The organism is Agarivorans sp. B2Z047, assembly GCF_023373605.1.
In the GTDB taxonomy this organism is placed as follows: domain Bacteria; phylum Pseudomonadota; class Gammaproteobacteria; order Enterobacterales; family Celerinatantimonadaceae; genus Agarivorans; species Agarivorans albus.
Genome location: NZ_CP088080.1, coordinates 1,884,448 through 1,897,004, shown reverse-complemented (window position 1 = coordinate 1,897,004; position 12,557 = coordinate 1,884,448). Strand labels below are relative to the sequence as shown.

The 12,557-nt window shown below is 42.8% G+C and carries 10 protein-coding genes; 4 read left to right on the top strand and 6 right to left on the bottom strand.

Annotation, left to right across the window (positions count from 1 at the left end):
- Nucleotides 1-22 precede the first annotated feature (22 nt).
- Genes LQZ07_RS08730 through LQZ07_RS08715 form a run of 4 tightly spaced genes read right to left on the bottom strand, consistent with a single transcriptional unit; the run spans nt 23 to nt 3,103 of the window.
- Nucleotides 23-742, bottom strand: coding sequence for an ABC transporter permease (locus LQZ07_RS08730; RefSeq protein ID WP_152779571.1), 720 nt, complete (start codon nt 740-742; stop codon nt 23-25).
- 10 nt (nt 743-752) lie between these two features.
- Entirely contained in the window at nt 753-1,451 is a 699-nt protein-coding gene (locus LQZ07_RS08725) for an ABC transporter permease (protein WP_016403706.1), read from the bottom strand.
- Between the two features lie 57 nt (nt 1,452-1,508).
- On the bottom strand, nt 1,509-2,273 hold the full coding sequence (locus LQZ07_RS08720) for a transporter substrate-binding domain-containing protein (RefSeq protein WP_152779573.1): 765 nt from the start codon (nt 2,271-2,273) through the stop codon (nt 1,509-1,511).
- 59 nt (nt 2,274-2,332) lie between these two features.
- Complete coding sequence (locus LQZ07_RS08715) at nt 2,333-3,103, bottom strand: ABC transporter ATP-binding protein (RefSeq protein WP_016403704.1); 771 nt, start codon at nt 3,101-3,103, stop codon at nt 2,333-2,335.
- Nucleotides 3,104-3,953: 850 nt separating this feature from the next.
- Here LQZ07_RS08715 and LQZ07_RS08710 point away from each other — a divergent pair.
- From LQZ07_RS08710 to LQZ07_RS08695, 4 genes are all read left to right on the top strand, one after another.
- The gene (locus tag LQZ07_RS08710; protein WP_152779575.1) at nt 3,954-5,495 is read left to right on the top strand and encodes a DUF3360 family protein; all 1,542 of its coding nucleotides are present in this window, start codon (nt 3,954-3,956) and stop codon (nt 5,493-5,495) included.
- 124 nt (nt 5,496-5,619) lie between these two features.
- On the top strand, nt 5,620-7,902 hold the full coding sequence (pflB, locus tag LQZ07_RS08705) for a formate C-acetyltransferase (protein WP_016403701.1): 2,283 nt from the start codon (nt 5,620-5,622) through the stop codon (nt 7,900-7,902).
- A gap of 90 nt (nt 7,903-7,992) precedes the next feature.
- The gene (gene pflA / locus LQZ07_RS08700) at nt 7,993-8,733 is read left to right on the top strand and encodes a pyruvate formate lyase 1-activating protein (RefSeq protein ID WP_040307632.1); all 741 of its coding nucleotides are present in this window, start codon (nt 7,993-7,995) and stop codon (nt 8,731-8,733) included.
- A 24-nt stretch (nt 8,734-8,757) separates the two neighbouring features.
- Entirely contained in the window at nt 8,758-9,555 is a 798-nt protein-coding gene (locus LQZ07_RS08695) for a putative RNA methyltransferase (RefSeq protein WP_152779577.1), read from the top strand.
- Between the two features lie 60 nt (nt 9,556-9,615).
- On the opposite strand, the gene LQZ07_RS08690 is transcribed toward LQZ07_RS08695, so the two are convergent.
- Both LQZ07_RS08690 and yfbV read right to left on the bottom strand, forming a co-directional pair.
- Complete coding sequence (locus LQZ07_RS08690; protein WP_152779579.1) at nt 9,616-11,490, bottom strand: carbohydrate-binding protein; 1,875 nt, start codon at nt 11,488-11,490, stop codon at nt 9,616-9,618.
- Nucleotides 11,491-11,995: 505 nt separating this feature from the next.
- Nucleotides 11,996-12,454 (bottom strand): terminus macrodomain insulation protein YfbV, encoded by a 459-nt coding sequence (gene yfbV, locus LQZ07_RS08685; protein WP_152779581.1) that lies wholly within the window; start codon nt 12,452-12,454, stop codon nt 11,996-11,998.
- Nucleotides 12,455-12,557: the final 103 nt, after the last annotated feature.

Genomic DNA, 12,557 nt, shown 5'->3' with positions numbered 1-12,557 from the left:
GGCCTAGGCCCCTTTGTAAAACTTAACTTAGCGGCCGTAAGTGGCGATGCCAGCGTTTTTCCCAATGCTTAAAGCCATATACCAGCAAAAAGGTCACCAATAAGTAGATAAGCGCTGCAAAGGTAAAGGCTTCAAAGGGTGCGTAGTATTTAGCATATACATCACGAGCAGCACCGGTAAGGTCAATAATTGTTACCACACTCGCAATCGAACTAGCATGCAGCATAAAAATTACTTCGTTGCTATAAGCGGGCAATGCTCGGCGAAGCGCACTTGGCAAAATAATCCTGCGCATCGCCTTACCATTAGACATACCGTAAGCTTTGGCAGCTTCTATCTCACCACGTGGCGTTGCAACAATCGCACCTCGGAAAATCTCGGTGGTATATGCCGCGGTGTTCAATACAAAGGCCAATAAACAAGGATAAAACGCTTCTCGCACTATCGGCCAAAACATTGAATCTTGAATACCCTCAATATAGGTCACGCCATAGTAGATGATGTATAGCTGAATCAGTAAGGGAGTACCACGAAATACGTAGGTAAATACCCAAACACTGCGGCTAATTAAAAAGTTGTCGGAGGCACGCATAATGGCAAGGGGAATTGCCAGAATTAGACCTAATATTAGCGACAAAAATACCAATTGAACGGTCATCACTAAACCGTCCCAGTACCCTAACACGGTGGTTAAAGTAAAAATGTCGTTGTTGGCGAGTAAGTTCTCGATAGTTTCATACATAATTAAGCGCTTACCTCACCGTACCAGCACTAAAACGAATTTCTAATCGTTTTAGGAAAATTTCAGAAACACTAGTAAGTGCAAGGTATACAAAGGCCACTGGAATAAAGAACAAAAATGGTTCGTGTACCGCGCCTGCAGCTTCTTTGGCTAGGCGTACCATATCCGCTAGACCAATTACCGAAACCAGCGCTGTCGTTTTCACTAATACCAACCAATTATTTCCAATGCCCGGAATAGCGTGACGCATCATTTGCGGTACCGTAATACGACGAAATACCTGCAAGCTACTCATACCATAAGCTTTGCCTGCTTCAATTTGGCCGTTATCTACAGCGAGAAAAGCACCGCGAAAGGTTTCCGCCATGTAGGCACCAAAAATAAATCCAATGGTGGTTACACCCGCCACAAACTCATTGATATTGATGTAATAATCGATGTCAAAGTTGTCGTATAACCAATCAGAAAACACATTCATCATGATTTGAGCGCCAAAGAAAATAAGCAGCATTAACACTAAGTCGGGCACACCGCGAATAACGGTGGTGTAAACCACGGCAACGCCATTAGCAATACGGTTTTTTGATAAACGCGCCACCGCTGCCAACATGCCTAAAATTAGCGCTACAGCCAATGATAAGAAGGCAACCTCGATAGTGACAATCGCCCCCATAAATATTGAAGGGCCGTAACCATGAAGATCTAACATAATGAGTCTCTTAGAAAGTTAACCCGAGCTGGGCTCGGGTTAATGGTAGTGCAAGGCTTACTTTTTAATACTGTAATCGAAGTATTTTTCGTTGATTTTGTCGTATACACCGTTAGTTTTAACGGTAGCTAAGGCTTTGTTGAACACTTCAATTAGTTCGCCATCGCGCTTACGAGCAGCAACACCTACACCTTCACCTAGCTGTACGTTGTCGCCTAACACTTTAAAGTCTGCGCCTTTCTCAACTTCAATAATCGTGCTAACGCCTACAGGGAAATCGATAACTACAACGTCTAAACGGCCACCGTGTAGATCAACCACTAGATCATCACCAGTAGTGTAACGTTTAATATCAGCTACTTTTGAGTAGTTGTCTGTTGCGTAAGTATCTTGAATAGTACCGCGCTGAACACCAACACGTAGGCCTTTTAAGGTTTCTGGTTTAGCTGGGTCAACTTCGCTTGCTTTAGGGCCAAAGAAACCGGTAGGTGTGTTGTAGTAAGGTTCTGAGAACAATACCTTTTTCGCACGGTCTTCGTTAATAGACATAGAAGAGAAAATCGCATCGTACTTACGTGCTAGTAGGCCAGGAATGATGCCATCCCATGCTTGAATTACCCACTCACACTTAACTTTCATTTCTTCACAAACCGCGTTACCTAGGTCAATTTCAAAACCGGTTAGTGAGCCATCAGGAGCTTTGTACTCAAACGGTTCGTAAGGCACATCTACTGCCAAACGAACGACTTCCCAGTCTTTTGCTTCAACTGCTGTAGTACTTAGTGCAATTGCACCAATCATCGCGACTAATGTTTTTTTCATTTTTTACTCCGTGTTGTTTGCTTTAAGCGAGTTAACGCTTGTCTTCCATAGTTATAATTTTAGTATTTTGGGGCTAGAAATTGTTTCATGCGCTCAGAATCTGGATTTTCGAATACTTTTTGTGGGGAACCACGCTCTTCCACTATGCCTTGATGAAGGAATAACACCTGATTGGATACGTCACGCGCAAAGGCCATTTCGTGAGTCACAACCAACATCGTGCGCCCCTCTTCAGCCAAACTACGCATTACTTTAAGCACTTCACCCACCAATTCAGGGTCAAGTGCGGAAGTTGGCTCATCAAATAACATCACTTCAGGGTTCATTGCCAAGGCGCGGGCAATTGCAGCACGTTGCTGCTGTCCACCCGACATATGGGCTGGGTAGTAATCTTTTCGGTCGTGCAAACCTACGCGCTCCAACAGGCCTTCAGCTTGCTCGATAGCTTCTTTCTTGGGGATGCCCAATACATGAACCGGCGCTTCAATGATGTTTTCTAATACGGTCATGTGTGACCAGAGATTAAAGCCTTGAAACACCATCGAGAGTTTAGAGCGAATTCGTTCAACTTGCTTATTGTCAGAGGGTAAACGCTCACCATTGCGTAGGTGCTTAAAGCCAATTTTTTCACTGTGAAGTGCGATATCGCCTTGAGTTGGGATCTCAAGTAGATTCATGCAGCGTAAAAAAGTGCTTTTGCCAGAACCAGAAGAACCGATGATAGAAATCACATCGCCTTTGTTTGCGGTAAGGTCAATACCTTTAAGTACTTCGTTATCGCCAAACACCTTGTGGATATTTGATGCTTCTAGTGCAGCCACATCACTCATATTTTATGTTTACCTTGTTAATGACTGCCTAAGCAACCAGCCTTGTTTCCTAAGGCGCGTAGTTATTGTTAAATAATTTGTTACACGTTCAACCCAACGAAAAGTATCATCGCGAAAGACAAAACTCAACATTTCATGGGGCAATTGGCGCTCTTATGATTACAAAACACCCTATTAAGCGATTTTATTAGCATCTTTATATTCAACCAGTCTGCATAGATACGCTATATAACGCCCGCGCAACGAATTTAATTTCAGTTTTAGAATTTTAGCTCGATATACATCAATAATAGGCCTTTTAGTTCAGTTTGCGGTTAGCGCCGCATTTGCTGTTACGTAATTGTAAAATAGCACTCAAAGATTAAGCATAAATAAGTGAGCCAGCTCTCATTACTAAGTCCACTATTTTAGTAAGTAAATTACAGAATAAAGCCCATAACTTCGACTATGTTTCGCTTTACCCCACAAATAAGTAGTAAAATTACACAAATCATGGGCTTTTTTGACACAGATCAAATTCCGAATCTTGCTTACTTTGATACAATTTTGCTATCAAAAGTAGCAGGTAGAAGTTGTGGTTAAGAACTACAAAACAAGCGGCCTAAGTATTACTAACAACAATATTCAAAATTGCCGAATTTTGTGTTTCTTTCATATTTCTTTAATACAGTTAATCACAACACTTTCTAACTTTAGCTGCATACTGTTAATTCACGTTTTATACTCACTATCCTTATATGTTGTTCGTCCCATTGAGACGATTATCGCGAGTGAGAAGGATCTCAGGCTTAGTAACACCTAATAAGCACCTGCGATTTACCGGTTTTTATATTTGTTTTTTGAGGAAACTATGTCTAGTAACAACCACCAGTCTCAAGACGAAGAACTGAGCTATTCAGAAGCACACCGCCCTGCTTCTGAGTTTGAAACTCGTTCCGACTACTTAGACCACGAACTAAAAATCATGAAGCCTCGTCGCTGGGGCTTAAATTTTCCAGGTCGTGACTTCCGCTTTGAATGGGAAGATTTGGTGCCAGCCATTGCCGGTACTATTGGCATTATTGCAATGTACTCTGCAGTAATGATGGCATGGGCAGATGGCCTAACCGAACGTTGGGACCACATTAATCTAGGTACCGAGTTTGCTATTGAGGTAGCTCGAGTAGAAATGCTTATCCCTGCGTTACTTTTCTGTGTTTTAGCTTCGGGAATATTTAACCCGCGCGCTAACCTTGCAGGTAACCATGGTCCAATGATTCCATTGATTGGCGCCATCGCTTTAGCAGGTGCTCACCCGCTTGCATTAGCAATCTTACTTGGTGTGTTTGGTTTACTTCTTAGCTTCTTTAAAGGTGGCTCTAAACTGGTGAACTTAACCAGTGAAGGTGTTGCTGGCGGCTTGCTGGTGTTCCTTGGCTTTGGCGGCACCATGTCAATGATTGGTGACATTCAATCTTGGTCTAAAGGTCTTGAATCTGTTGATGCAGGTATTGCTGCAGGCGAGATGGGCTATGTAGGCTTAGTTGTTTTAGCCGCTACCATTGTATTGTATGCATTCTTAGCAAAAATCGGTAAACGCTGGTTAGCGATTCCAGCCTGTGCGGTTATGGGTCTAGCAATTGCCTTAGCATTTGGCGCTGGTTTTGACCTTACTTTTAAAACCGAAATGGGCCTACCTAACCTAAACCCAGTTTACTGGTGGGGCTCTACTGAGCAAGGTTGGCAGTTAGGTTTACCTAACATGGAACACTTTATTGCTTCACTACCGTTTGCAATTTTAGCTGTAGCGATGTGGTCACCAGACTTCCTAGGTCACCGTATTTTCCAAGAACTGAACTACCCACGCGGTACAGACAAAGTATTAATGGATGTTGATGACACCATGACTACTTGTTCGGTTCGCCAGATTGTAGGTACAGCTGTGGGTGGTGGTAACATTACTTCTAGCTGGGGTACTTACATGATTCCAGCCGCTATTGCTAAACGCCCAATTCCTGGCGGTGCAATCTTGCTTGGTTCACTATGTATCATTATTGCAATTTTAGGCTTCCCAATGGACGTTGCGGTTTGGCCTCCAGTAATGAAGATTGCTCTACTAGTAGGTGTGTTCTTGCCGTTACTAGAAGCAGGCATGCAAATGATTAAAGACACTAAAGATTCACAATCTGCTGGTATCTGTATCTTTGCTGCAGCGGTAACTAACCCAGTGTTAGCTTGGGCACTAACTATGTTGTTAGATAACAATGGCTTAATTGGTGATAAAGAACGTCCGAAGAAGCTGTCTTTTGCAGACCGCATTATTATCCCTGCTACCGTATTATTGATTTGTTTTGTAGCCATGATGGCTGTAGGTATGCTGGAAGGTAAATACGGAATTCCAGCACTGTTGTAATTTTAATTTTTACCCCTTGGAACTAGCACTATACTTGTTCCAAGGGCTTAAGATAGTGGCTCTTTAGCTATCTGATAAACCATAGAATATTTATTTGTATACCAACTTATAGGTGGGACAAGAAATGGCAGAGAAGAACGATGTTTTTGCTAGTGCCTGGTCAGGTTTTAAAACCGGCGAATGGCAAAATGAAGTTAACGTTCGTGACTTTATTCAAACTAACTACACTCCATATGAAGGCGATGAGAGCTTTCTAGCTGGAGCAACCGAAGCTACGGATAAGCTTTGGGACAAAGTTATGGAAGGCATTAAAGAAGAAAACCGCACTCACGCGCCGGTAGACTTCGATACTTCAGTAATCTCAACCATTACTGCTCACGACGCTGGTTACATCAACCAAGATCTAGAGCAAATTGTTGGCCTGCAAACTGAAGCGCCACTAAAACGTGCGATTATCCCTAACGGCGGTATTCGTATGATTGAAGGTTCTTGTAAAGCTTACGATCGCGAATTAGATCCAATGGTAAGCAAGATTTACACTGACTACCGTAAAACCCATAACCAAGGTGTATTTGACGTTTACACTGGCGCTATCATGAAGTGTCGTAAGTCAGGTGTACTAACTGGTTTGCCAGATGCTTACGGCCGTGGCCGTATTATTGGTGACTACCGTCGCGTAGCACTTTACGGTATCGACTTCTTAATGGCTGACAAAGTTAAGCAACACCGTTCTTTGGAAGGTGACTTTGTAAACGGTTCTGACCTAGCTTCTACTATGCAGCTTCGCGAAGAAATCAGCGAACAGCACCGTGCACTAGGCCAAATTAAAGAAATGGCAGCTAAATACGGCTGTGATATTTCTCGCCCAGCAGAAAACGCAAAAGAAGCTGTACAGTGGACTTACTTCGGCTACCTAGCTGCGGTTAAATCACAAAACGGCGCTGCAATGTCGTTTGGTCGTACTACTACTTTCTTAGACGTGTACATTGAGCGTGATATCGCTGCTGGCACACTAACAGAAAGCGAAGCGCAAGAATTAGTAGACCACTTAGTAATGAAGCTACGTATGGTTCGTTTCCTACGTACGCCTGAATACGATGATTTGTTCTCTGGTGACCCAATCTGGGCAACTGAGTCTATCGGTGGTATGGGTACTGACGGTCGTACGCTAGTAAGCCGTACAGCTTTCCGTTTCTTGAACACGCTATACACAATGGGTCCTTCTCCAGAGCCGAACATTACTGTTCTATGGTCTGAGCAACTACCTATTAACTTCAAGAAATACTGTGCCAAGGTATCTATCGATACTTCATCTATCCAGTATGAAAACGATGACCTAATGCGTACCGACTTTGACAACGATGACTACGCAATTGCTTGTTGTGTATCACCAATGGTTGTTGGTAAGCACATGCAGTTCTTCGGTGCTCGCGCTAACTTAGCTAAAACACTGCTTTACGCAATTAACGGTGGTATGGATGAGAAGCTTAAGATCCAAGTAGGTCCTGTTTCTGACAAGATCACTGACGAAGTTCTAAGCTTTGACGACGTAATGGGTCGCCTAGACACCTTTATGGATTGGCTAGCAGAGCAATACGTGACCGCACTTAACTGTATTCACTACATGCACGATAAGTACAGCTACGAAGCTTCATTAATGGCACTTCACGATCGTGACGTTCGCCGTACTATGGCTTGTGGTATTGCTGGTCTATCAGTTGCTGCTGACTCATTATCTGCTATCAAATTTGCTAAAGTTAAGCCTATTCGTGACGAAGACGGTATTGCTACGGACTTTGAAATTGAAGGTGATTACCCTAAATTTGGTAACAACGACGACAGCGTAGATGATATTGCCGTTGACCTAGTAAACCGCTTTATGACTAAGATCCGTAAGCTTAAAACTTACCGTAACGCGATCCCTACTCAGTCAGTTCTTACCATTACTTCTAACGTTGTATACGGTAAGAAAACAGGTACTACTCCAGACGGTCGTAAAGCAGGTGCTCCTTTTGCTCCTGGTGCTAACCCAATGCACGGCCGTGATGAAAAAGGTGCGGTAGCGTCTTTAACATCAGTAGCTAAACTACCATTTGCTAACGCACAAGACGGTATCTCTTACACTTTCTCTATCGTGCCAAACGCACTAGGTAAAGATGACGATACTCAGAAGTCTAACTTAGCTGGCTTAATGGACGGTTACTTCTACCACAACGCTGACGTAGAAGGTGGTCAACACTTGAACGTTAACGTGATGAACCGTGAAATGTTAGTTGATGCGATGGAAAATCCTGAGAAATACCCTCAGCTTACCATCCGTGTATCTGGTTACGCAGTGCGCTTTAACTCGCTAACGCCAGAGCAACAACAAGACGTAATCACTCGTACTTTCACACAAAGTATGTAATTGAACGTTAAGTAGTTCTGCTTAGCAGAGACTACGGTTATAATTAACCTTGCCCAAGTTTTTGGGCAAGGTTTTTTTTTGGAGAAACAAATGTCAAAGATTGGGCGAATTCACTCTACTGAGTCTTGCGGAACCGTTGATGGACCAGGGATCCGGTTTATTGTATTTATGCAAGGTTGCTTAATGCGTTGCCAATACTGCCACAACCGCGATACTTGGGATTTACACGACGGTAAAGAAGTTAGCGTTAGTGAGCTAATGAGTGACCTTACCCCTTATAGACGTTTTATGAATGCCAGTGGAGGCGGTGTAACAGCCAGTGGTGGAGAAGCGATACTTCAAGCTGAGTTTGTGCGAGACCTATTTCGAGAATGTCAGGCTCAAGGTATTCATACCTGCTTAGATACCAACGGTTATGTGCGTAAACATACCGAGGTCATTGACGAGCTGCTGGAAGTGTCAGACTTAGTGATGCTCGACATTAAACAAATACATGATGATGTGCACCAAGATTTGGTGGGCGTAAGTAATAAACGTACCTTAGATTTTGCTCGCTACTTGCACAAGGTAGGTCAAAAAACCTGGATACGTTATGTTGTTGTTCCTGGCTTTACCGACGACGAACAATCAGCACATGACTTAGGTGAATTTTTAGCGCCTTTTGATAATGTAGAAAAAATTGAATTATTACCCTATCACGAGTTAGGCAAGCACAAATGGACGGCCATGGGCGAAGATTACCCACTTGCTGGCGTTAAACCACCTAGCAAAGACACCATGGAAACCATTAGCGGCATCTTAAAGCAGTATCACGATAAAGTGATTTACTAATAGCCTCTCGAGAATAAGCTATACATGATTATTTGCCCTATATGTCAAAGCGCGTTGAGCCTTCAAAATAAACAATGGTCCTGTGATAAGGGCCATTGTTTTGATCAAGCTAAAGAAGGTTATACCAATTTACTGGCAGTTCAGCATAAACACTCTAAACAGCCAGGAGATAGTAAAGCCATGCTGCAGGCTAGGCAGCACTTTCTTAATCAAGGGCACTTTGCGTTTTTGGCAACAGCCATCAATAAAATACTTAGCCAGTATTCTGCCCAAAACATTGTGGATTTAGGCTGCGGAGAAGGCTATTACACGCAAACCATTAGCAAACAACAAAGTAATGCCAACAGTGTTATCGGTATTGATATAGCAAAAGATGGTATTCGCATGGCAGCCAAACGCTGCAAGCAAGCACAGTTTTTTGTGGCGAGTAACCATCGACTTCCTATTGCTAATAACAGCATCGACTTTACCGTAAGAGTGTTTGCCCCCAGTGACAATCAAGAGCTATTGCGTATCAGTAAGCCCAAGGCTTACCTACTAAAAGTAGTCCCAGGCGCGATGCACTTGTCTAAGCTACGCACGCTGTTATACAAAGACCTACAAGCTCACTCAGAACAAGCAGAAGACATGCCCGGATGGCAATTGTTAGAACAACAAAAAATTGCGCAGCTAGCTAACTTAAACCGTCCAGATATGAACGCTCTGTGCATGATGACTCCCTTCGCATGGAAGAAAAATAAAGAGTTAGAACAGCACCTTAAATCGCAGGATGATTTCGAAATGAATTTTGAATTTGTGCTGCAAGTTTATCAACAGCAATAACATCGGTATAAACTAAAGCACCCACCCGAGTGACAAGCCAGATGGGTGCAATAACCTACACTACAAACACTGGCTTGTGCCACACATGCATATGCTTGTTGCCGACTGGCTGTTTAAACAATCGGTTGCCTGACTGCCAAATTCGTTTCGACACTGTTGAGTGTTATTACACTGATCAACACTCACGTTAGTTACCGGCACAAACTCAATCCAATTAAGGTTAAGCGCCCCCGTTTCCATGTGTACTCGTAGCTGCTGATTTGATTCCCCAGAAATATATACATTCTTCAAGGTTTGCGTTTGCCAATTCTGCCAACCGTCGGTAGCTTTAAAGTTCACACTACCTAAGGTGTTGCCGTCTATGTTTAGGCTAACCGATTTATCGCTTGTACCGGCTGCGGCAAGCCTAAGGTTTACATCGTAATGGCCTTGAGTAACATTGCTAATGGTGTATTGCAGCCACTCTCCAGCTTCTACCCAACCAACAAATTGCCCGCCACCAATATCTGCAGCATTGCCAATATCAACACCGTCATTACGGTATTGGCCACCCAAATTACTGGTATTGCTATCAGAGTACCCTACCCCTTCGCCGCCGTTGTCATAACTTTCGGCTTGAATAAGGCCGGGAATAGCATGCGTTTTGTAGGCTGTTCCAGTATTGCTCTCGAGTAACTCTGCGCTTAGCCAATTTAGATTAAATAAGTAGCCGCTTCCTCCAGTGAAATCTAAAGACAGCGTTTGCACTCCCTTGGCTAAAGTCACTTCCTGCTCAATGGTTTGCCAGTTTTGCCAAGCCCCAGTGCCCGGCACTGCCAGTGAAGCTAATGTGGAACTGTTGGTTTTAATCACTAAGTTGCCACCGTTGGTCGCCGAAGCAACTCGAAAACTAAGCTTATACTTCCCAGCTTGGGCAACATTAACTTTATATTCGGCAACATCACCATTTTCGATATATCCAATATTGTCACCACCGCCACTGTCTAAAGTAGACTCGACTTGAATTCCACTTTGGTTAGAAAACAGCTCAGCTTCTATTTTCCCGGGAATCGAATGCTCAGCAGAGACTGGCGGCTCTGGTTCCCCAGGTACCAACTTCCATGTTTTAACCCAATCAACTTTCATCGCATTACGAGAATCATCTTTAAGCGATTCAATTGTTGGGTAGCCCACCCATTGAGACGCTAGCGTTTCAGTATCAAAAATCATGTGTAGCTTTTCTTTAAAAGCCACCGATGGCTGGATCTCAAACACTTTTACCCCGTTATGGTAGAACCAAAGATTATTAGCGTCTTTCCACCATAAGCCATAGCGATGGAACTCATCTCTACCTCGAGTAGCCATTTTGTAAGACTCTGGAATAGAAGCGCCAGATTGCTCACCATAAACGTGGGTATTAGCTTCATATAAAAAGGATTTAGTCGCATCAACATTTCCTTTGGTTGCACGACCAATATGTTCAATCACATCAATTTCTGAGTATTTACCTATACGAAACCAAAATGACGAACTCATTGCTGTGTCAGAAGCTTTCATAGAGGTTTCATAGTACCAACCAGGCTCGGCCAATTTCTCTTTTGATACCACCGCTGCCGCATCAACCCAAACCCTAGATTCAGGATCGGCTAATGGGGTATCTATTTGACTAGTGCTGCGTAAAAACAACACGCCGTCTTGCACAAAGGCATTCCCCTTTTTAAACCTTGAAGGATATCGGCCAGACCAAACTGGATGATAGTCATACCACTTATTAGAGTCCAAGGTGTTTCCATTAAAGTTATCTGTTAATGCCTCTACCATTTCCCACTTGTATCCAGCAGGTGGTTCGACTGAAGGACTAGCTGGTGCTGGTTCCGCAATCACGTTATTAGACACTAATAGTGCACCAATAAGTGTGATTAATTGAGAAAAAGCACCGACGAATTTGGCTTTCATTATTATAGCGCTCCGCTATTGTAGTTTTAGTTACCCTCTGCTTATTGGCCAGCCTCATCAGTATTTATTGATATGTCATACAATGTTAAAAACATTAACAAGTAATAAAGCGAATGTTGATTAGCCTAAGCAGCACCTAGATTCACCTAAAGCGAAAATGACAAAAACATCAATATAATTTGTTAACTTAACGCAAGAGATGGGAGCTAGATTAAATAATTCGACAGCTGAATAAATATTTACAAATAGCGACTAATGATATGTCCAAAAGGCGGTTTCTTGGTGTTTAGCGATATACGTAAGTTGTTGATATTGTTGTATAGCTAGCTAACGGGATTTAGGGAGGAAATGAACGAGAGGAATGAATATAAAAACACAATCAAGGAAGAAAAAACATACAAAGGAAATAGGCTCTGAAATTAGCGACAAAAAACCAACTGAACAAGAACAAAATACACTAGCGATCTTGCTCAATAAGCTCGATTAATTGTATTACAAATAAAGACTAGGAATAATTGTTAAAGTCGTCGGCTAACACAAAGCTTTTATCAAAGCGTTTAAAGGCTTTTCGCAGTAAATCTGCTAATTCTGCATAACGGGGCTGAGTAACAGCCGGTGCAATACTTTCACCCGCCTCGGCTAACTTGTGATGCAAGTCACGATACCAGGTCGCCAGGCTCGGCGGCAATTGTGAGTTAGCACGTTTACCTAGCCAATATAATCCGTGCAAAGGCATTAAAAATATCACCATCGCCATCATTACTGATTGTGGTAATATTTCAGTCAAATTAGCCATGTACGGCATCATTACCGTAACCACTGCAATCGCAGGCATGGTTTTCATCGCCAGTGAAGTAGCAAAAATAACGCGATTCTCAGGAAAGATAGGGGCCAGTACACGCTGATTAGGCCAGCGTTTCATGTATTCACGACCATCATTTAACATTTCAGAGAATTTGCCCATGGGCACCTCAACACTCAAAATTGACTTAAACCAATAAACTAGTGATTTTTTTACATTTTTGGCTAGTTATTAGTATGACATATATGAATAAAATTTGCTTTCG